17 protein-coding genes are annotated in these 19,889 nt (G+C 72.5%); 5 read left to right on the forward strand and 12 right to left on the reverse strand.

The features are described from left to right. Window positions 1–32: 32 nt before the first annotated feature. Window positions 33–665 (reverse strand): carbonic anhydrase, encoded by a 633-nt coding sequence (locus tag AB0I68_RS11805; RefSeq protein ID WP_363177076.1) that lies wholly within the window; start codon window positions 663–665, stop codon window positions 33–35. 123 nt (window positions 666–788) lie between these two features. Here AB0I68_RS11805 and cynR point away from each other — a divergent pair, with 123 nt between their 5' ends. Continuing rightward, the gene (gene cynR, locus AB0I68_RS11810; RefSeq protein WP_363177077.1) at window positions 789–1,676 is read left to right on the forward strand and encodes a transcriptional regulator CynR; all 888 of its coding nucleotides are present in this window, start codon (window positions 789–791) and stop codon (window positions 1,674–1,676) included. Between the two features lie 65 nt (window positions 1,677–1,741). Here cynR and AB0I68_RS11815 read toward each other — a convergent pair whose 3' ends face one another. Then, window positions 1,742–2,440 carry a hemerythrin domain-containing protein gene (locus tag AB0I68_RS11815; protein WP_363177078.1) on the reverse strand — a complete coding sequence of 233 codons (699 nt, stop codon included), beginning with the start codon at window positions 2,438–2,440 and terminating at the stop codon, window positions 1,742–1,744. A gap of 116 nt (window positions 2,441–2,556) precedes the next feature. Here AB0I68_RS11815 and AB0I68_RS11820 point away from each other — a divergent pair, with 116 nt between their 5' ends. Together AB0I68_RS11820 and AB0I68_RS11825 are read left to right on the forward strand one after the other, a co-directional pair. After that, window positions 2,557–3,300 (forward strand): IclR family transcriptional regulator C-terminal domain-containing protein, encoded by a 744-nt coding sequence (locus AB0I68_RS11820; RefSeq protein WP_363177079.1) that lies wholly within the window; start codon window positions 2,557–2,559, stop codon window positions 3,298–3,300. Window positions 3,301–3,386: 86 nt separating this feature from the next. Beyond that, the gene (locus AB0I68_RS11825) at window positions 3,387–3,713 is read left to right on the forward strand and encodes a putative quinol monooxygenase (RefSeq protein WP_363177080.1); all 327 of its coding nucleotides are present in this window, start codon (window positions 3,387–3,389) and stop codon (window positions 3,711–3,713) included. A 111-nt stretch (window positions 3,714–3,824) separates the two neighbouring features. On the opposite strand, the gene AB0I68_RS11830 is transcribed toward AB0I68_RS11825, so the two are convergent. From AB0I68_RS11830 to AB0I68_RS11855, 6 genes are all read right to left on the reverse strand, one after another. Next, window positions 3,825–5,090 carry a hypothetical protein gene (locus tag AB0I68_RS11830; protein ID WP_363177081.1) on the reverse strand — a complete coding sequence of 422 codons (1,266 nt, stop codon included), beginning with the start codon at window positions 5,088–5,090 and terminating at the stop codon, window positions 3,825–3,827. Window positions 5,091–5,096: 6 nt separating this feature from the next. Next, window positions 5,097–5,684, reverse strand: coding sequence for a hypothetical protein (locus tag AB0I68_RS11835; RefSeq protein WP_363177082.1), 588 nt, complete (start codon window positions 5,682–5,684; stop codon window positions 5,097–5,099). A 93-nt stretch (window positions 5,685–5,777) separates the two neighbouring features. Next, window positions 5,778–8,678, reverse strand: a complete 2,901-nt coding sequence (locus AB0I68_RS11840; RefSeq protein ID WP_363177083.1) for a M56 family metallopeptidase — start codon at window positions 8,676–8,678, stop codon at window positions 5,778–5,780. Continuing rightward, window positions 8,678–9,298 (reverse strand): hypothetical protein, encoded by a 621-nt coding sequence (locus tag AB0I68_RS11845; protein WP_363177084.1) that lies wholly within the window; start codon window positions 9,296–9,298, stop codon window positions 8,678–8,680. The genes AB0I68_RS11840 and AB0I68_RS11845 overlap by 1 nt, the downstream gene beginning before the upstream one ends. A 116-nt stretch (window positions 9,299–9,414) precedes the next feature. Next, window positions 9,415–11,058 (reverse strand): AMP-binding protein, encoded by a 1,644-nt coding sequence (locus tag AB0I68_RS11850; protein WP_363177085.1) that lies wholly within the window; start codon window positions 11,056–11,058, stop codon window positions 9,415–9,417. A 119-nt stretch (window positions 11,059–11,177) separates the two neighbouring features. Next, the gene (locus AB0I68_RS11855; RefSeq protein WP_363177086.1) at window positions 11,178–13,001 is read right to left on the reverse strand and encodes a hypothetical protein; all 1,824 of its coding nucleotides are present in this window, start codon (window positions 12,999–13,001) and stop codon (window positions 11,178–11,180) included. 214 nt (window positions 13,002–13,215) lie between these two features. Here AB0I68_RS11855 and AB0I68_RS11860 point away from each other — a divergent pair, with 214 nt between their 5' ends. Both AB0I68_RS11860 and AB0I68_RS11865 read left to right on the forward strand, forming a co-directional pair. Then, complete coding sequence (locus tag AB0I68_RS11860; protein ID WP_363177087.1) at window positions 13,216–14,421, forward strand: serine hydrolase domain-containing protein; 1,206 nt, start codon at window positions 13,216–13,218, stop codon at window positions 14,419–14,421. A 113-nt stretch (window positions 14,422–14,534) separates the two neighbouring features. Continuing rightward, the gene (locus AB0I68_RS11865; RefSeq protein WP_363177088.1) at window positions 14,535–16,061 is read left to right on the forward strand and encodes an alpha/beta hydrolase; all 1,527 of its coding nucleotides are present in this window, start codon (window positions 14,535–14,537) and stop codon (window positions 16,059–16,061) included. Between the two features lie 54 nt (window positions 16,062–16,115). Here AB0I68_RS11865 and AB0I68_RS11870 read toward each other — a convergent pair whose 3' ends face one another. From AB0I68_RS11870 to AB0I68_RS11885, 4 genes are all read right to left on the reverse strand, one after another. Continuing rightward, complete coding sequence (locus AB0I68_RS11870; protein ID WP_363177089.1) at window positions 16,116–16,808, reverse strand: RraA family protein; 693 nt, start codon at window positions 16,806–16,808, stop codon at window positions 16,116–16,118. Between the two features lie 98 nt (window positions 16,809–16,906). After that, entirely contained in the window at window positions 16,907–17,155 is a 249-nt protein-coding gene (locus AB0I68_RS11875) for a hypothetical protein (protein WP_363177090.1), read from the reverse strand. A 91-nt stretch (window positions 17,156–17,246) separates the two neighbouring features. Continuing rightward, window positions 17,247–18,467: a cytochrome P450 gene (locus AB0I68_RS11880; RefSeq protein WP_363177091.1), complete on the reverse strand. Its 1,221-nt coding sequence runs from the start codon at window positions 18,465–18,467 to the stop codon at window positions 17,247–17,249. A 20-nt stretch (window positions 18,468–18,487) separates the two neighbouring features. Continuing rightward, window positions 18,488–19,597 carry an alpha/beta hydrolase-fold protein gene (locus AB0I68_RS11885; protein ID WP_363177092.1) on the reverse strand — a complete coding sequence of 370 codons (1,110 nt, stop codon included), beginning with the start codon at window positions 19,595–19,597 and terminating at the stop codon, window positions 18,488–18,490. Between the last annotated feature and the right edge of the window lie 292 nt (window positions 19,598–19,889).

Below are 19,889 nucleotides of genomic sequence, written 5' to 3' on the forward strand. Positions count from 1 at the left end.
CAGGGCGGCCGGTCGGGGCGGGCCGGGCCGGATCAGGCCGTGAGGGCGGCGGACCGGCCGGTGGCGGGGTCGATCCGCTCGACCGTGCCGGTGGGGATGTCGTAGACCCACCCGTGCAGGGTGACGGCGTCCGCGGCCAGAGCGCGGGCCACCGCGGGGTGCGTGGCGAGGTTCGCGAGCTGCGCGGCGACGTTGTTCCGGATCAGGACCCCGACCTCGTCCTCGGGCGCTCCGGCGGGGGCCGCGTGGCGCAGCCACCGGGCGATGGCGGGCAGGTCGGCGAGGTCGTGGCCGGCGGCGAGTGCGGTCATGGCTCCGCAGGCGGAGTGTCCGCAGACCACGATGTCGCGGACGCCCAGGACGGCGAGCGCGTACTCGATGCCGGCGGCGACACCGTCCGCGCCGTCGCCGTGGGTGCCGTCGCCGTGGGTGCCGTGCGGGTGGGTGCCGTGCGGGTGGGCCGGTACGAGGTTGCCGGCGGTCCGGATGACGAACAGCTCGCCCGGCTCCCGCTGGGTGATCAGCTCCGGGACGACGCGGGCGTCGGAGCAGCCGATGAACAGCGTCTGCGGCCGGTGGGTGGTGGCCAGGCGGGCGAACAGCTCCGCCTTGGCCGGGAAGACGTCCTGCTGAAAGTGCGCGACGCCTTCGGCGAGGTCTTGCACGGTCACTCCCTTCGGTGGGCCGGCCCTGGTCGGGCTGACGAGATCCACCATGCATGACCTGCTTCTATAGTGTCCAAGACGTAGTGAGCATGATCGTTATTGGTGCGATCTATAGTGGTGCTCATGCCTCTGGAACTGCGCCATCTCCGCTATCTGCTGGCCGTGGCCGAACACGGCAGCTTCACCCGCGCCGCCGAGGAGCTGCACATCTCGCAGCCCACGCTGTCGCAGCAGGTCAGGCAGCTGGAGCGGACCGTGGGCAGGCAGCTGCTGGACCGTACGGGGCGCGCCGTACGCCTGACCGACGCCGGCGCGGCCTTCGTCCCGTACGCGCGCCGCGCACTCCAGGACCTGGCCGCCGCCGAACGGGCCGTCCTGGACGTGGCGGACCTCTCCCGCGGCAGCCTGCGCCTCGCCATGACACCGACCTTCACCGCGTACCTGCTGGGCCCGCTGGCCGCGGAACTCCATGCCCGGCATCCCGGGATCACCCTGAACGTCAAGGAGATGACACAGGGTCAGCTGGAGTCGGCGCTGCTGGCCGACGCCGTCGACCTGGGGATCGCCTTCCAGGGCACGCACCTCCCCGGCGTCGCCGCCACCGGCCTGTCCACCGAGACCCTCGGCCTGGTGGTCGGCCCCGCCCACCCGCACGCCGGCCGTACCGAGCCGCTGCCCGTGTCCGAACTGGCCGCCTGCCCCCTCGCGTTGCTCACCGGCGACTTCGCGACCCGGGCCCACATCGACGCGTACTTCCACCGGCACCGGGTCCAGCCGCCGATCGCGGTGGAGGCCAACTCCATCAGCGCCCTCTCCGAGATCGTCCGGCGCACCGGACTGGCCACGGTGCTCCCCGACGCCCTCACCCGCGACCGGACCCCGCTGCACCCCGTCCCGCTCGACCCCGCCCTCCCCGCGCGGACCGTCGTCCTCCTGCGCCGCGAGAGCGCGTACGAGAGCGCCGCCTCCCGCGCCTTCGCCTCGCTCGCCCGGCAGTGGCCGGGCGGCTGAGGCCCGACTTTCGGATGAGGCCGGCTCAGGGCGGCTCAGGGCGGCTCGGGGTGGCTCGGGGCGGCTCAGGCCGTGAACACCGCTGCCGCCTCGTCGGCGTACGCACGCAGCATCGGTTCCAGGGCCGCCGGGTCGGCGGCGCCGCCGAGCAGCAGCCGCCGGAGCTCGTCCTCGGTGGCGTGGCTCAGCAGCCATGCACGGGCCCACTCCGGGTGCGCGGACCGGTCGGCGCTGCGGATGCGCGCTTCCGCGGCGGCGTAGGCGGCGCCCGGCACCCGGCCGGTGATGACCGGGAAGAAGTGCGTCTCCTCGGCCGCGATGTGCTCGGCGAGAAGATCCCGCTGGTCGGCGAGGAGGCCGGCCAACCGCCGGGCGTGGCGGCCCGGTTCGGCGGCGAAGCGGTCCGCGGCCGCGTCGCAGTCGGCCTGGAGCGCGTCGAGGGCCTCGTGGTCGTCGGCGAAGCGGACGATACCCGCCACCGCGTCGGCCGCGTCGGGAACGGCGTCCAGGATCACCGGCCACAGGATCTCGTCCTCGCCGCGGTGGTGGCCGCGTACGACGGCGTTGTAGCGGTGCACGTACCCGGCGACGGCCTCCGCCCGCGCCGGCCCGGCCGGTTCCGCGGACGCGGCCAGAGCGGCGAGCAGCCGCGCGAGACGCTCGATGTCGGCCAGCATCGCGCGGTGGGCGAGCCGGATGCCGGTGAGGTCCGCAGTCGTCGGAGGGCCGTACGGCCTCGCGGGGGTGGGGTGTTCGCTGTCCATACGGACGACTGTGCGCGCTGTCCCTCTGCGTCGGGTCAACGTTCGATGAACGCCGCCCGTCCGCCGCGGCATAGGCTCGCAGGTCTGTACCGTCACCACCTCGGGGGGAACCCACCATGCCGCCCACCGGGCCACAGTCCGTCGACCGCGCACTGGCGATCCTCGACGCCGTCGCCGACGCGGCCGGGCCGGTCAGCGCGAAGACGCTGGCCCGCCGGATGGAGTGCTCGCTGTCCACCGCCTACCACCTGCTGGCCCCGCTGACCGGACGCGGGTACCTCGTCCGCACCGCGCGGGGATACGTGCTGGGACCGCGCATCCCCGGGCTGCACCGGAGCCTGCGAAGGCATCTGGAGCCCGCGCCGCGCATGGCCGATCTGCTGACCCGGCTGCGGCGCGCCACCGGTGCCGAGGCGTACTACACCGCCTACCGGGGCGGCCTGATCACCGTCGTCGACACCACCGCCCCGGTCACGGACACGGCGAACCCGTTCACCCCCGGGAGGGAGACCCGGGCGCACGCCACCGCGCACGGCAAGGCGCTGCTCGCGGAACTGCCCCGGCCGCTGCGGCGGCGGTACCTGGCCGAGCACGGCATGGCCCGCCTGACCGGGGCCACCATCACCAGCGCCGAGCTGCTGGAGGCGGAGCTTTCCCGGGTCCGCGGGCAGGGCTTCGCCGTCTCCATCGGGGAGGCCGATCCCGCGTACACCTGCCTGGCCGTCGCCCTGCCGCGCGGGAGCGGCCACGACGGCGACGTGGTGCACGCCCTGTCGGTGTCGCTGCCGGCCGAGGAGTTCCGGCGGCGTCCGCAGGAGATCCGGACCGCGCTCGCGCAGGCCGCGGCGGACTGCGCCTGACGCCCGGCCCGCCGGTTTTCCGGCTCTGCCGGAAATACGGTGCGATGCGGATGCGCGGCCGACGGCGGCCTGCCAGCCTGGTGGGCATGATCTTCATCGCCGTCAGGTTCGACGTCCGTCCGGAGCACAGCGACAACTGGCTCACGCTCGTCGACGACTTCACCCGGGCCACCCGCGACGAGCCGGGCAACCTCTTCTACGACTGGACGCGCAGCGTCGACGACCCCAACAAGTACACGCTCCTGGAAGCCTTCACCGATGCCGAGGCGGGCGCCGCGCACGTCGCGTCCGACCATTTCAAGGCCGGCATGGAGACCCTCGCCGGCGCGATCGCCGCCACGCCGGAGATCATCCACGTCGAGGTGCCAGGCCAGGGCTGGAGCGCCATGGCCGAGCTGTCTCCCCGTAGCTGAACCGCCCTGACCGGCCCGGCCGCCGGGTCCTGTCGGCAACGCAACGCGGTCGAGCCGGCGGCTCCCCCGGCCGCCGCCGGGAGGTGCGGCCGGGCTCCGGTGCGGGCGCGGTCAGCGGGGCGGCGGCAGGTCGGGGAGGGCCGCGACCTTCCGGCTGTTGTCGGCTGCCTGGCGCACCAGGCGCTCGTACTCCGCTTGGGTGAGTGCGACATCGGACGTGCGGATCTGACCGCGGTACTGGCCGCTGCTCGGCCCGCCGGCCGGGACCGAGGGGCCGGTGGCGGTGCACGACAGGTTGGTCGACTTGCCCGGCTTGATCAGGACGACGCCCGAGCAGTCCGGGCCGACGCCCACCGGCGCCCCGTCCCGGTCGATGACCCACGCGTAGTTCACCTGGACGGCTTCGGAGGCTTCGGCAGCCGCGGGGCCGAGGAACGTGACGGTCACCCGGGCGGTGAAGGTGCAGGCGGTCGGGGCGCAGTCGCCCTCGTAGTCGTGCAGGATCTGGGTGGTCACGTGGATCTGCTGGTTGACCGCTTCGTGCGTCATGGTGAACGCCGACTGGAAGTCGGTGGAGAACCGGTTCACCGCCTCCCGTGGCATCGCCTCGACGTTGACCACGGTCGATCCGCCGGAGAAGCTGATCCGGTCGACGAACCGCGCGCCACCCACCAGTTCCCTGCCCAGACAAATGGTCATGTCGTCGGCGTGGACGGGCGTGCAGGAGTGATCGCCGACGGTGACGGGGTCGCCGACGGTGATCTTCTCGTCGGGGACCTGCTCCAGCAGCAGGGTCTTCGCCAGCGCCGGAGGCGCCAGGGTCGTGGCGAGGTCTTGGGAGAAGAACACGCCCGGTGCCACCAGTGAGGGGTGTTCCGCGAGCACCGCGGATTTCTCGGCCATGCCGAGCGACTGCCACGCTTCGGCCTTTCCCCGCAGGAACGACTTGCCGTCGATGGCCACGTAGTCGAGTGGGGGGCTGCCGGGCATCGTCAACGTGCCCAGCGCGTCACCGGGGTTGCTGACGACCAGGTCCAGTTGGTCGTCGCCGTGGTCCTTGACGCGCATGGTGCCCGTGTAGTGCAGAGCCGGGGCGCCGCGCAACAGGGCCGCAGAGCGGGCCAAGTCGGCGCGCACGGAAGAAGTGGAGTTGCCCGGCCCGGTGTCGGTGGCCTTGAGGATCCACAGGAGCAAGGCGACGGCGACGGCGAGTGCGCCCAGTCCGATGAGGGCGGCACGCCGCCGTGAGCGGCGGCGTGGAGGTGGGGGTGGGGGTAAGAGCCCGTCGGCGTTCTCAGCGCGCCCGTCGTCGTCCTCACCCGCGGCAGCAGGCGGCGGGTCTTCCGGTGGGACGGGCCGCGCAAGGTCGTCAGTCATCTTCCCTCACTGGGATTGCCCGCTGCGTGGGGTGAGGCAGGTAACGGGGATGATCGTGGGCCAGGTGTAGGACTTTTCCTCTACGACCTTGCCGTCGATCGTGATGCGGCACGTGGTGGTGCCGGTCCCCGTGATGTCCTCGCGGTTGGGTATGGACCCGGTATCGCAGGAGTCGCCCCCGATCGCCCGGCCGATGCAGCCGGCCCCGTTGGCCGACAAGTGGACCCACGGGTCCTTGCCGTCCACGGTGAGCGTGACCTTCCACGGCGATTCCGCCGACAGTTCCCCCTTGCCTTCCTCTCCGATCATGACCATGCCCTGCGGTCCGGTAGCCGTACCGAAGTAGTTGATCACCATCGGCCGGCCGTAATCGGAGGTGGCCTCGAGTACGACGGTGTGGCGCTCGACCGGTTCCTTGTTCTTGGTGCTGCCGCTCTTGGCGCCGTTCTTGGCATCGCTCTTGGCGTCGTTCTTGTCGCCGCCGCACGCGGTCAGCGCGAGCGCTCCGCTCAGCACGATGACCGCGACCCGTCCGGCCGCACCCCGTAATCGCCGCCGACGCCTCCGGGCGGCATCCACTCCGGCATCCGTCATGGGCCGACTGTAGCGGCGAGCGCCGAGAGCGAGGAAGGGCGGACTCTGGGTGATTACCACGTGCCTGACATCCACTCATCCGGCACGGAGTATTCACGGGGATTTGCGCCGGATCGCGCCCGTCTCGGCGAGCCAGTAGATCATCGCGTCGGCCGAGTCGACGGCGTCCTGGTGCGCGGCCGTAGCGGCCTTGGCGGTCGCGGGGCTCGGCTGCGTGGCGAGACTCCGGCACGCGGTGGCCAACTGCCGGTAGCGGGTCACCACGCGTGACCACACCTGTTGTCCGGCCGGCTCGGGTACGGTGAAGTAGGCGTCGGCGCGTTGCGTCGCCCGGGCCAGCCCGTCGCATGTGGTGTTCAGCTTGCCCATCGCCGTGAGGAACTGCGCGTCGGAGGTGGAGTTCGCCCCGGCCGCGAACGCGGTGGCGTAGTCACGCTCCGCCGCGGAGAGCGCGTGGATGTGCTCCAGACCCCCGACCGCTGCCCACGCCTGGCCCTCGATCCGCGCCATCGACGCGGAGGGAGCCCACTTCGACTGATCCAGCATCAGCTCCGGCGGCCGGGAGGACCGGGTGCTCGAGCCGGACGTCTGGACGGTGAGCACCGTCGTGCCGATCCCGGCCGCGACGACCGCGACGGCCGCCACACGGGCACCGCGCTGCCACACCCGGCGAAGCGGCCGTTCCGCGGTGGGCCGCGCCGTCGGGTGCCGCCCGGTCCGGCCGGGCCGTCGCCGGAGCAGCCCGGCGCCACGGCCCGCGAAGGCGGCCAGACCCGCCACCAGCGTCCCCAGGGCCAGCGCGTAGGCCAGTTCGATCCTCACCAGGGGCCACGCGACGTCCGGCCACCATCTGCACGTGTTGGTCATGGTGTTGAGCGGACCCAGGCAGCCGTCCGTACTCATCAGGAGATAGGTGCCCCCCGCGCCCAGCAGTGCGGTGATACCCGCAGCGACCAGCCCGGCCAGCAGCCATGCCGAGTCCGTCACCGCGGCGACGACGGCGGCCGTCAGAGCCATCGCACCGCAGATCACGAGGACGGGCCACATCAGGTGCGCGAGCTGGAACGGGCCCGTCATGCGCACGGCCGCCGGGGTCGGCGTGTGCATGTGGGCCAGTGCCATGGCCAGCCCGGCCCAGCAGACGAGCCCGCCCGCCAGCCCGGCGGCCAGGAGCCGGCCCGGCCCGGACGGGTGGGGGGCGAGCGGCGCGACCGTCTCCGGCAACGCTCCGGCAAGCCATTTCGGGCGGCGCTCCGGCGGGCGGGTCGCCCGCGCGAGCAGCGGGAGCACCCAGAGCAGCACCCCGGCCCACCACAGGGTACCGGCGGAGGCGTCGGTGCCGGGAAGGACGCCCACCACCGCCACGGCTTCCAGCAGCGGGCCGATGTGCGCGGGTGGCAGCCCGGGCAGACCGTACGAGCCCAGAAGTCCGGCCGTCGTGAACGGCCACCCGTCGGTCAGGACTTCGCCCTGGACGTACCACCAGTACAGCACGGAGGCGAGCGCGAGCGAGGCGGCTGCCAGGCCCACGAGCATGGCCGGGCCCAGCGAGCGCCCGCGCCAGGACCTGATCCACCACTCGGCGTTCTGCGCGGTCCACGTCATCACCAGTACCAGCGCGGCCACCAGGATCAGAAGTGCCTCGGGATGCGCCGGCACCCAGTGGTTCCACGCGGCTCCCGGGCCGGCCAGCTCGCCCGTCACGATGCCGGAGCCGAGCCACAGGCCGACGGGCCATCCCGACGGGGCCGGCCGCCCCGTGAGGAGGGCGTACAGCACGGCACGCCACAGTGCGACGCCGCCGATGCCCACGACGAGTCCCGCGACAAGCACCGCTTTGGCCGGAAGGACACCGTACGACAGGCTCCCGAGCTGCCAGACGAGGATGTCGGCCGCGAGGCCGGTGAGGAACAGGGGCAGCGCCTCCAGCGCGAACAGCGCCTTCGGGTCGGTCAGCGACGCCCGGCGCAGCGCCCAGGACGGGTGCGTGCGCCAGAGTTCGACGAACCGGGTGAACAGTCTCGGCCACACACCGGAGCGCTGCGCGGCGGGGACCTCCCAGGGTTCCCGGCTCGCGCCCCAGCGCGCCGCCATGAGGTCGGCGTAGATCTCACGGTTGCGCAGGATCCCCGCCCGCGTGAGGTAGACCGCCACGACGATCAGGCCGCCGAGGACCCGTTCGTGCGTGTTGAACGGGGCGAACTGGCCCCGGGCGTCCGGGGTGCTGCTGAAGAAGAGGACGTCCAGGCCCACCGCGGCCCACGGAAGCAGGACCAGTACGAAGAACACCCGTCCGAGGGCGATGGTGGCGTAGGTGACACCGGTGTCCCCGTTGCGCAGGTGCGCGAGCTCGTGCAGCACCACGGCGCGGAACCGGTCGCGATGCGTGTCGCTCGTGGCGACCAGACCGCCGTCCAGGCAGACCGTGGGCCTGCGCCAGCGGCCGAACGCGACGGCGCCGGCCGTCGACGCGGCCGGGTCGACGACGAAACGCGGTGGGCGTGCGAGTCCGGCGATGGCCACCAGTTCGTCGAGCAGCGGTCGCAGCCCGCCGTGCACGTCCATCGCGTCCAGGGGCGCGACCTTGGAGCGCCGCGTCCTCCACACCGGCAGCAGCCAGTAGACCGCGACGGCCGTGGCGATCGCCACGGCCCCCACGCCCAGCGACACCCCGTCGAAGTCCTGGCTGTACTGCGCCGTGCACGCCTTGAGCGCGGCCTCGTTCCGGGTGTACTGGACGTAGCTCGCGTTCATGGACGCCTGGGGATCGAGTCCTGCGGCCAGCCAGCAAGCCGCCTCCTTGTCGGCCGTTGCGGACGACGCGAGGAGATGCCAGACGGTCCTGGGGACCATGCTCGCGCCGGCCGCCGCCAACAGCAGCAGGAGCAGGACGAAACGCAGGGTCGTACCGGCCGCGAGGACCCGCTCGTCGAGCGGGGCCGCAGTGGGCCGTTCCCCCGCCTCGGCAGCGGCATCGGCGGCTAAGCCGGCCACTACGCCTCGCCCCCGGCCGCACCGACCGGGCCATCCGGGCTGTCCGGGCCGTCCTGGCTGTCCGGGCCGGTCGGGCCGGTCGGGCCGGTCGGGCTGTCCGGGCCGGTCGGCTCCGGCCCGGAATCCTCCGGCCCGGCCAGCGCCAGTCTGGCCACCACCGCGTCGGCGATCGTCAACGCGCGCACCTCTTCCAGGCCGCGCTGCGCGGCCGTCTCCAGCACCGACTTCCTTACCTCGGCCAGCTGTTCACGGGTCAGCGGCGGTACCGTCACGGCCTCGGCCGGCCTGCGCAAGAGCTTGCGCAGCGCGGATCTCGCCCCGCTTGCCGCGCCGTCCACCGCGGCGCCGGCGATCCGCTGCGCCGCCTGGTCCACCGCCAGCCACACCACGGGAGTCACCAGCGCGGCGACCTCGCCGAGGCCGAAGCCCAGGGTCTCGCGCCGCCGGCCCCGGCCGCCCAGCCGCCGTACGGCCGTGGCGTCGTCGAACCCGGCGAGCCCCGCCACCAGCGGCAGTTCCTCCGGGGCCACCTCGGCCACCACGTCACGGACCACGTCGCGTACGCGCGTCCCGTCGCTCGTGACCGTCCGGCCGCCGGACCGAGCTGCTTCGGAACCCATGACACCCCCGCGATCAGTCCCGGTGCGCCGAGGCCGGGCACCGCACGGGCCCCCACCCTGGCCGAACGGACCCCACGAGGCAAGACCCGACAGCACTTCCGCGCCAGCGCGAGAGGCTATGAGGTCAGCCCCAGCAACCGGGCCGCCGTCTCCCGCATTTCGACCTTGCGGATCTTCCCGGTCACGGTCATCGGGAACTCCTCCACGACGTGCACGTACCGCGGGATCTTGAAATGGGCCAGCCGTCCGTCGCAGTACGCGCGGACGGCGGCCACGGTCAGCGGCTGCGCGCCCTCGCGCATCCGCACCCACGCCATCAGTTCCTCCCCGTACTTGGGGTCGGGGACGCCGATGACCTGGACGTCCAGGACGTCCGGATGAGCGTGGAGGAACTCCTCGATCTCGCGCGGGTACACGTTCTCCCCGCCGCGGATCACCATGTCCTTGATGCGGCCGGTGATGCTGAGGTAGCCGTCCTCGTCCATCACCGCCAAGTCGCCGGTGTGCATCCAGCGCGCCGCGTCGACGGCCTCGGCGGTGCGCTCCGGCTCGCCCCAGTAGCCGAGCATCACCGAGTAGCCGCGGGTGCAGAGTTCCCCCGGTTCGCCGCGGGGCACGGTCCGCCCGGAATGCGGATCGACCACCTTGACCTCCAGGTGCGGTCCGACGCGGCCGACGGTGGACACCCGGCGGTCGACGGAGTCGCCGGCGCGGGTCTGCGTCGACACCGGCGAGGTCTCCGTCATCCCGTAGCAGATGGACACCTCGCGCATGCCCATCCGGTCGATGACCTCCTTCATCACCTCGACGGGGCAGGGCGAGCCCGCCATGATCCCCGTGCGCAGGCTGGACAGGTCGTACGCGTCGAAACCGGGTGCGGCCAGCTCGGCGATGAACATGGTGGGGACCCCGTACAGGGAGGTGCACGACTCCGCCTCGACCGCGGCGAGGGTGGCCTCCGGGTCGAACGACGGCGCCGGGATGACCATCGCCGCGCCGTGGCTGGTGCACGCGAGGTTGCCCATGACCATGCCGAAGCAGTGGTAGAACGGCACCGGGATGCAGACCCGGTCCTGCTCGGTGTAGTGGCACAGCTCGCCGACGAAGAAGCCGTTGTTGAGGATGTTGTGGTGCGACAGGGTCGCCCCCTTGGGGAAGCCGGTGGTCCCCGAGGTGTACTGGATGTTGACGGGGTCGTCCGGGCTCAGCCCGGCCCCCGCCCGTACGAGGTCGGCCGGGTCGCCCCGGCGGCCCCGCTCCAGCAGGGACGACCACCGCGGCCCCTCCAGCAGGACCGTGAACTCCAGCTCGGGGCAGCGCGGCCCCACCTCCTCGATCATCCCGGCGTAGCCGGAGGTCTTGAAGCGCTCCGCCGCGACGAGCAGCCGGATCCCCGACTGCCGCAGGACGTACTCCAACTCGTGAGAGCGGTACGCCGGGTTGACGGTGACGAGGATCGCCCCGATCTTCGCGGTGGCGTACTGCACCAGCGTCCACTCGGCGCGGTTGGGAGCCCAGATGCCGACCCGGTCCCCCTTGGCGATGCCCAGGTCCAGCAGGCCCAGTGCGAGGGCGTCGACGTCGGCGGCGAGCTCCGCGTACGTCCACCTGCGCCCTGAGGCCAGGTCGACGAGGGCGTCGCGGCCGGGGAACCGGCGGACGGTGCGGTCCAGGTTCTCGCCGATCGTGTCGCCCAGCAGCGGGACTTCGAAGACCCCGGACGCATAGCTCGACGACGCAGTGCTCGACGCGGCAGACACACGTACCTCCTGGACTCGGTGGCGGGGCGGGGCGGGGCCCGGCGGGCCGGCGCCCCCTCATGATCCTCTGCGTCCGGACCCCCGGCCACCCTCGTGCCGCCGTTCCCCCGAAGGGGGGTTCAGCGCAGGCAGCCGACGACCCTGACGGACACCTCGGCGCTGCCGGTGAGCCCGCCCGACGGGTCGGTGGCACTGAGCACGAGCTTGTACGTCCCGTCGGGCAGCAGGGGGACGAGGAAGCGGCCGGACGCGCCCGCGCCCAGCGTCACCGGCCCGTTCGGCCCGTTGATGCGCCAGCTCGTGTACTGCGGGTCGGTGACGGGCTGGTTGTCCGGGCGCGTCCGGGCCGTCCCGGCGAACGACTCCTCGCAGCCGCGCCGCAGTTGTCCGCCGGCGGCGGGCTGCTGGATGCTCACCGCCGGGGCCTGCGGCTGCTGCCGGGTCGGCGAACCGCTCTGGGAGGGGGTGGCCGGCCGGCTCGGGTTGCCCGTGGCCGGGGTCCCGGGGCTGTTGGGGCTGCCGGGCGTGGGCGACGCACCGGTCGGGCCGGTCGTCGGCGAGGCCCCGGGGGCCGGGGCGGAGGGCGACGCGGTGGACGGCGCGGAGCCCGATGCGGCGGGCGCCGGGTCCAGTGCGTGCGGCAGTTCCGGCCGGGTGACGGCGGGCGGCGAGGGGGCCTTGGCGGGCTCGGTGGGCTTGGCGTCGATCTCGGCGCAGACCGCGCTGGCGACCATTTCCTGGCTGTCGGGCACGGGCAGGGCGCGCAGTACCTGGTCGTCGGGACCCCGGCCGTGTGTGTCGAAGTAGCCGTTGCCGGTGAGCGTCTCCCGGTCGCTGTGCTCGATCCAGACCGAGTTGTAGTAGTAGAGACCGGCCTTCTGCTGGTTCCTGCCAGTGACGTGCCAGGCCTTCACCTTGCTGCCCGAGGACTCACCGGCCGCCGGCGCATCGGCCGGCGCGTACAGCCAGCCGTCGCCGAAGAAGCGCGTCGGGGCCTCCTCGGCGCCCGTCTCGTTGTCGGCGGGGAACTGGAAGCCGCCGCCGACGATCAGCTTCCCCTTCGGACAGGACACGGCCGCGTCCGCGGTGCCGCCCGCGGCCACCGCCACCTTCACGGTCGCCACGGACGCACTCTTCAGCCGGACGCAGATCGGACGGACGGCGACCGCGTAGTTCGCTTCCGGTGGCTGCGGGTCCTCGATCCGGGTCTGGTGCGTGATGAACTCGGACGAGCGGAGCGCAAACACGTCGGTGCTCAGCCGGGTGCCCGGGTTGAGCGCGACCTTCGGCGCGGGCTTGGTGACGCCCGCCCCCGCCGACTTCGTGGTCAGGCTGTCGAGTGGGGCCGGCGCGACGGCGCGGCCCGACACGGTGCGCCCCGCCCGGAACTCGATGCCCACCAGGGTGAAGTCGCCGTAACACGAGGGCCAGGCGGTGGCGTGCTCGGCCGTGTCCGCGAACGGCCCGTCGGTCGTGAGGTCGTGGATCGTCCCGCCACCGCTGGCGCTGGTCATCTTGTTGCCCCGGTCGTGGAACGCGTGCGCCGTTTCGGACCAGCCGACATCGCCGCGGAACTCCGGTTTCGCGTTGATGCACAGGGCGTACGAGGTGAGCGTGGCGGGCGTGTCGTCCGGGTTGTACGCGGCCGCCAGCCACGCGTCGCCCACGAAGAGGCTGCTCGTGGCGAAGCCCGTACCGGTGATCGCGTACCCGCCGCCGAGCGCCTTCTCGTGGGGCTGGCAGGCGGCGACCGCGGACTGCTCGCCGCCCGCCGCGACCGACACCGAGACACTGCGCTGGACGACCGCCAGCTGCGGCCCGCCGCTGACCGACCACACGCCGACCCCCACCGCGCCGGACACCACCAGGGCGCCCGCGGCCGCCACGGCGGCCGTCTTGGCGGTGACCGCGCTGCCCAGCTTCGCAAAGACTCCAGAGCCCATCGTCGATTCCCCTCCCCCGCCACACGGCCCGCACCTCCCCGCAGCTGCGGGGGCGTGGGCAATGTAGCGCTGCGTGCGATACGAGTCACAGAGGCCTGAAGTATCGGTTCTGCTACGGGCTCCCCGCCCGGAGGCAAAGCCGCCCCGGGCGCGGCGGGCGGTGCGGGGCGCCGACCGGTCTGCCCCGAGGGACGAATCGGAGCATAGTGAAAACATGAGCCGCATACGGACGGCGCTGCTGTGCACGGCCGCTCTGATCGCCGCCACCCTCCAGGCGGCCGGCACCTCCACCGCGGCCGTTCGGGAGCCGCCCCTGACACCCTGCGTCAGTTCTCCCGGCCCCGCCCGCGGCGAAGCCCGGCAGATCCTCGACATCGCCCGGCAGGCGCAGAAGGACCTCGGGCTCCAGGCCGTCGTCCTGCGGGTCACCCGCGACGGGAAGGAGGTCGTCACCGGCGCGCTCGGCGAGTCGATGACCGGCGTTCCCGCCACGGCCGACATGCACTTGCGGTCCGGCTCGGTCGCCATCGCGTACATGGGCGACGTCCTGCTCCAGCTCGTCGACGAGCACAAGGCGGGCCTCGACGACCCCGTCTCCCGCTGGCTGCCCGATCTGCCGCACGGCGACGAGATCACGCTGCGCATGCTCGCCGCCAGCACTTCTGGACTGCACGACTACGTCACCGACCCGAAGTTCGTCGCGGCGCTGGAGGCCGCTCCGTTCCGGCAGTGGACCCCGGAGGAACTCGTCGCCTACTCCCTCGGCCATCCGCTCCGGTACAAGCCCGGCACGAACTGGAGCTACTCGCACGCGAATTTCGTCCTCCTCGGGGCCGCCCTGGAGAAGATCACCGGCACCCGGCTCGACCGGCTCCTCCAGCAGCGGATCATGGGCCCGCTGGGACTGCGCGACACCCGTAACTTCTTCACTCCCGAGATCACCCCGCCCGTCCTGCACGCCTTCACCTCCGAGCGCGCCCCGTACGAGGAGTCCACCTTCTGGAACCCCTCCTGGACCACGGCTCCCGGAGCGGTCCAGATCACCCACATCTGCGACATGGCCCGGTCGGCCGTGGCCATCGGCTCCGGTGAACTGCTCTCCCCCGGCAGCTACCGGCTCTCGCTCGACCCCGGCACCGTGGGCCTGGGCAAACCCACCGCGCAGTGCCCGGCCACCGTCTGCCTCACGATGACACCGGCACACCACTTCGGGATCGGCCTCATCGTCCAGAACGGCTGGATCCTGCAGAATCCCTCGTTCTCCGGCTACGCCGCGATCATGGCCTACCTCCCCTCCGAGCGGCTCGCCATCGCCGTCTCCACGACCCTCGGACCCGACGCCGCCGAGGGCAACACGGCGCAGACGACCGCCTACCGGATCGCGGACGCCCTCTCCCCGGGCCACCCGCTGGAGAAGTAGCCGCCGGGGTGGCACTACTGCCACCACCGATGCGGATGGCAGTGGTATCGAGGGCGGGGGGGCCGGCACGGGACGATCAAGGGGACCTGCCGGCCCCGAGGGGGAGTTCAGACATGCACGTGTTCACAAAGCCCGCACGATGGCTCGCGGCGGCTGCCTGCGGGCTGCTCGCCGCCGCGGTCCTGCCCGTCGGCCCCGCGAGCGCCACGCCCCCGGGCGGCGGGAGCCCGCAGATCCCCGGCCGGTACCGGCATCAGCAGCTCGACTGGCAGCCCTGTCCCGGCGGTTCGCTGGAATGCGCCTCGATGTCCGTGCCGCGGGACTGGTACCACCCGGACGCCGGGCCGAGCCTGACGATCGCGGTCTCCCGGCACCGCGCGGCCGATCCGGCGAAGCGCCGGGGCGTGCTCATGATGGCGGCCGGCGGCCCCGGGGCCTCGGGGCTCCCCCGGCCGGCCCGGCTCGCCTCCTACAGCCCGAAGCTGGCGGACGCGTACGACATCGTGGGATTCGACCAGCGCGGGGTGGGCGCGAGTACGCGCGTGGTCTGCTCGGACCAGGAGAAGGTCGACACCATATTCGGCGGCGGCGATCTGCGCGACCGGTCGGCGGCCGCCGTCCGGCAGACCTTCGACCGCGCCCGCGACTTCGTACAGGACTGCAAGCACAACTCGGGCGGGCTGCTCCCGTACATCACCACCGATCAGGCCGTGCACGACATGGACCTGTACCGGGAACTGCTCGGCGTGGAGAAGATCTCGTACTACGGGCCGTCCTACGCCAGCTTCCTCGGGGCGTACTACGCGACCGAGTTCCCGCGCCGCGTGGAGCGGGTCGTCCTCGACAGCAACGTCGACTTCACCGGGGACTGGCAGTCCTTCCTGAGGGGGCAGCCGATGAGCTTCCAGCGCCGGTTCGAACAGGACTTCCTGCCGTGGCTGGCGAAGAACGACGCCACGTACCACCAGGGGAGCACCCCCGAGGAGGCGAAAGCCTCGTACGAGCGGCTTCGGGCCGCCCTGCACGACCGGCCGCTGAACGTCGAGGGGACGGTCATCACCCCCAACCACCTCGACGCGGCGGCCACGGACGCCCTGTACAACGCCGACAAGTTCGCGGGCTTCGCCTCACTCCTCGGATTCCTGGAGCATCCGGACCAGGCGCCGACGGAGACGAGGAAGGCCGTCGCCGCACAGCTGAGGCATCTCATGAGTGCGGACTTCGTCGCCGACTTCTTCGCGGTCACCTGCGGCGACACCCCGTGGAACCGCGACGGCCGGTACTGGGCCGAGGAGAGCGCCGAGGCCACGCGCGCCCACCCGCTCGCCGGAGCACGGGAGTTGACGTACGCCTCGGTCTGCGCGAACTGGCCGCACTCCAAGACTCCGCGCGTCAAGGTCACCGGCGAGGGACTGCCGCCGGTGCTGATGCTCAACTCGAAGGACGACCCGGCGACGTACTACGAGGCCGCGGTACGTGCCCACCAGGGGCTGGCCGGGTCGCGCCTGGTCACCGTCGAGGGCGGCGACCACGGCCAGTTCCAGAACCGCAACGCGTGCGTCGACGCCCACGTCGAGGGCTACCTGCTGGACGGCACGCTGCCGGCCGAGGACACGGGGTGCCCGGCGGCGCAGAGGTGATCCGCTCCCCCGCCGGGTGACCGGTCCGTCCTCGCGGCCGGTACGGCGGCGCCGTCACTCCTCGATGGCGCCGCCGGTCCGGCGCAGGTGCCGGCGGAAGGTGTACGAGGGATCGGCCTCGCGCAGGACCAGGTAGTCGGCGAAGGCCGTCTGGCTGCGCAGGGACTCGCCCGAGCGGATCCGGCGGGCCTGTTCGCGCTCGGTCGCCTGGATCCGCAGTGCGGTTTCCAGCACCTCCTCGACCCGTTCGGCGGCGACGAACAGCACGCCGTCGGCGTCGCCGAAGACGAAGTCCCCGCCGCCCACCAGATGCGGCCCGAACCGGGCGGTGACCAGCGCCTCGGGTTCGCGTTCGTCCAGCCGCAGCGGCCCGGGCGGATGGCTTCCGTAACTGAACACGGGGAGGCCGATCTCGGCCAGCTCGGGCGTGTCGCGGTGCAGCCCCCACACCACGAGGCCCGCCACGCCCGCGGTCTCGGCCTCGAGTGCGGCGAGGTCGCCCACGCAGGCCTCGTCCGACCGTCCGCCGTTGTCGATGACCAGGACGTCGCCGCGCTCGGCGGATCCGTACGCCTCCAGGAACACGTCGACACTGCCGTAGTGGCGTGCCGGAAGCACACGTCCCGCGACCCGGTGCCTGGGCAGCACCGCGCGGATGCCGGGCGGTGCGACGCGCAACGGCACGCCGGTACGGACGCAGGCATCGGCCACGAGCGGCGTGGACAGGTCGGCGAAGGCCTTCAGCATGCCGTCTCCCCTTCTCTCCCGAACGGACGGCTTGGGTCAGCCACCGCCCCCCATGGTGCCTTCCCGGCCGCCCGGGGTGCGGGGTCCGGGGCGCGGCGTCACGGGATGTCGGTGTCCGAGGGCTCCGCCTCGTAGGTGTGCGGCTCGTCGCCCTGCCATTCGACGAGCGCCGAGCCGCCGAGGACCACCTCGTCGGGATCGGGTACGCCGGCCCGGCGCAGGAACTCGATCACGTCGGCGTCGTTGAAGGCGAGGCCGAGGACCGTGTCCTGTCCGTCGGCGCGCAGGGAGACCCGGCGGCCGCCGGCCGGCGCGATCGGGTGGACGAGGATCGGCGCATGGTGCATGGGCCCAGCCTCCGCCCGGTCGGACCGGGCCGCATCCGGACGGCGCGGCTCCGTCCGCCGTCCGGGCCCGGCGCCGGTTCTCAAGCACGGCCTAAAGGTCCGCCGTGACCGGGAGGGCGCGGAGGGCATGGAAACGGAACGTGCTCGTCCAGGGGAGCTGGTCCACGGGTCGGGCCGGACGGAGCCCGGGCAGCCGGTCGAGGAGTGCGCCCAGCGCGAGCGTGATCTGCAGGCGGGCCAGCGGCGCGCCGAGGCAGTAGTGCAGCCCGTGGCCGAGCGCGAGGTGGGCCTTGTCCTCCCGGTCGATGTCGAAGCGGTCGGGGTCCGGGTAGCGGGCCGGGTCGCGGTGCGCCGAGGCCAGGCAGAACAGGACCGTGTCGCCTGCCGGGATGCGGACGCCGGCGATCTCCACCGGCTCGGTCGGGAAGCGGCGGATCGCCGTCTGGTGGGGGCCTGCGTACCGGAGCAGCTCCTCGACGGCTTCGGGCAGCCGGGCCGGGTCGGCGCGCAGGGCGGCGAGCTGGTCCGGGTGGGTGAGCAGGGTGAGGACCCCGCTGCCGATGACGTGCTGGACGGTCTCGCTGCCGGCCATCAGGATCAGGAAGGCGAGCGAGACCAGCTCGTCCTCGGTGAGCCGGTCCTCCTCGTCGCGCGCCGCGATCAGGCTCGACAGCATGTCGTCGCCGGGGCGGGCCCGCCGCCGCGCCACCAGGTCGACGAGGAACCGGTGGACGTGGCCGACGGCCGCCACGAGCTCCTCCTTCGAGCGCGGGGCGAGCATGGTGGCGACCCAGTCGGAGAACCGGTCCTGGTCGGGGGCGGGTACGTGCAGCAGTGCGCCGACGGTCCGCAGCGGCAGCGGTGTGGCGAACTCGGCGACCAGGTCCACCTCGCCTGAGCGGGCGATCCGGTCGGCGAGCCGGGTGATCAGGTCGTCGACGGAGTCCTGGATGCCGGCGCGCAGCAGCTCGACGTGCCGGGAGGTGAACCCCTTCGACACGAGGCGGCGCAGCCGCAGGTGGTCCTCCGGGTCGATGTTGAGGAGGTTGCTGTCGAGGGCCGGCGGGAGGGAGAAGCCGCTGAACCCGGTCGTCGCGTGCCGCTTGTTGACGGAGAAGCGGGGGTCGGCGAGCCCGGCCCGTACGTCCGACGCGTGGGTGACCAGCCAGACCGGGGAGCCGTCGGGCAGCGCGATGCGGTGCACCGGCCCTGCGGTGCGCAGGCGCGCGTGGACGGCGTGGGGGTCGCGTGCGAACGACTCGTCGAACGGGCACGGCAGTGGTGGGGTGGTGGTTGCTGCGTTCCGGGTCATGCCCTGTCCTTGTCGGGAGGTCACTCGGCGCCGATGCGGCCGCCGAGCCACTGCAGTGCGGGCGGGATCTCCCGTTTCCACGTGTTGAAGTTGTGCCCGCCGTGGTCGAGGGTGATCGACGAGACGCGCGCCGGCGCCTTCACCTTCTCGATGAACTTCTGGGTCGGCTTGTAGTTCCCCTCGCCCTGCTGCGAGGTGGACACCAGGAAGGAGGACTTGCCCTGCGGCAGGTTGTCCAGGCTCCACAACAGGTCGGATCGTTTCTCCTCGGCGGTGTTCCCGTGGAAGAGATCACCGGAGTCCTTGTCCAGCTCCGGCTTGTAATCCGCCGACAGACCCACTCCGGCCGCGTACTTCTCCGGGTGCTGCAAGGCGAGCTTCAGCGCGCAGTAACCCCCGGTGGAGTCCCCCATGATGGCCCAGTTCGAGGGCGAGGTGCCGACGCGGTAGGCGCCGGAGATCGCCTTGGGCAGGTCCGTACCGAAGAAGGTCTCGCTGGGCGGGCCGCCGGGCACGTCGATGCACTGGGTGTTGCGGGTCGGCACCACGGAGGGCTGCATCATCACCAGGACCATCGGCGGCATCTTCTTCTGTTTGGCGAGCGTCCACGCCGTCTTCGGGTACGGCAGCGGCTTGAGTAGGTTCTCCGCCATCCCCGGGAATCCGGTGAGTACGACGGTGGCCGGGAACTTCCTTTTCTCGTTCCCCTTCTGGAAGTACTCCGGCGGCAGGTACACATAGGCCTGGACGACGGCCTTGGACCGCTCGCCCCGCACCGTGATCTTCTCGATCTCACCGCCCACGTGCGGTGTCCCGCCGCCGCGCACGTCGGTCGGCTGCCGGCCGAGGAGCCGCACGGCCGAGCCTCCGGGCGCTTCGTGGCCCGTGGAGGGCATCCGCTGCGTGCCGGCCAGGTCCGCCCAGGAACCGTAGAGCAGGAAGGTCCGGTTGGCCGTGAGGCCGATCGAGGCGAGCAGCAGCACCTGCAGTGTCAGCAGCAGACCGACCCGGCCGAGCACCGGACGCCGCCCCCGGCGGCCGAGGCGTGGCCACAGCCACACCGCGGCCGCGAAGGCCAGCACCGTGGCGAGTACGACGGCGGTCAGGAGCGTGCTGCTTGTCAGACTCACGAATCAGGGAAGCTCTCTGCGTTGTGTCGGCACGGACCTGTGGATCGGGCGGCGCCGCCCGTGGGGGCGCACAGGGCTAGACAGCAACGGGAGTCGATCCGTTCCACACCGCTCACAGGACTCTTCCACGCTACGGCGCGATGGCGACCCCCCGTCCCGGCTCGGGAACGCAGCCATCCAGCCAATCCATTGACATGGGCCTGACATTTCAAGGTCCCTGTGGGACCTTCCCTGGCGTGTCTCGAAAGCTCTCTCCCCCGGCCGTGACGGAAACCGCCCCCGACGGCCGGGC

It is taken from the genome of Streptomyces sp. NPDC050448 (genome assembly GCF_040655295.1).
In the GTDB taxonomy this organism is placed as follows: Bacteria; Actinomycetota; Actinomycetes; order Streptomycetales; family Streptomycetaceae; genus Streptomyces.

Bases quoted from the DNA above. Each gene is read 5' to 3' on its own strand.
- AB0I68_RS11865 (WP_363177088.1), top strand. From the start codon at position 14,535: ATGCACGTGTTCACAAAGCCCGCACGATGGCTCGCGGCGGCTGCCTGC.
- cynR (WP_363177077.1), top strand. From the start codon at position 789: ATGCCTCTGGAACTGCGCCATCTCCGCTATCTGCTGGCCGTGGCCGAA.
- AB0I68_RS11860 (WP_363177087.1), top strand. From the start codon at position 13,216: ATGAGCCGCATACGGACGGCGCTGCTGTGCACGGCCGCTCTGATCGCC.
- AB0I68_RS11820 (WP_363177079.1), top strand. From the start codon at position 2,557: ATGCCGCCCACCGGGCCACAGTCCGTCGACCGCGCACTGGCGATCCTC.
- AB0I68_RS11835 (WP_363177082.1), bottom strand. From the start codon at position 5,684: ATGACGGATGCCGGAGTGGATGCCGCCCGGAGGCGTCGGCGGCGATTA.
- AB0I68_RS11870 (WP_363177089.1), bottom strand. From the start codon at position 16,808: ATGCTGAAGGCCTTCGCCGACCTGTCCACGCCGCTCGTGGCCGATGCC.
- AB0I68_RS11830 (WP_363177081.1), bottom strand. From the start codon at position 5,090: ATGACTGACGACCTTGCGCGGCCCGTCCCACCGGAAGACCCGCCGCCT.
- AB0I68_RS11845 (WP_363177084.1), bottom strand. From the start codon at position 9,298: ATGGGTTCCGAAGCAGCTCGGTCCGGCGGCCGGACGGTCACGAGCGAC.
- AB0I68_RS11825 (WP_363177080.1), top strand. From the start codon at position 3,387: ATGATCTTCATCGCCGTCAGGTTCGACGTCCGTCCGGAGCACAGCGAC.
- AB0I68_RS11855 (WP_363177086.1), bottom strand. From the start codon at position 13,001: ATGGGCTCTGGAGTCTTTGCGAAGCTGGGCAGCGCGGTCACCGCCAAG.
- AB0I68_RS11815 (WP_363177078.1), bottom strand. From the start codon at position 2,440: ATGGACAGCGAACACCCCACCCCCGCGAGGCCGTACGGCCCTCCGACG.
- AB0I68_RS11875 (WP_363177090.1), bottom strand. From the start codon at position 17,155: ATGCACCATGCGCCGATCCTCGTCCACCCGATCGCGCCGGCCGGCGGC.
- AB0I68_RS11880 (WP_363177091.1), bottom strand. From the start codon at position 18,467: ATGACCCGGAACGCAGCAACCACCACCCCACCACTGCCGTGCCCGTTC.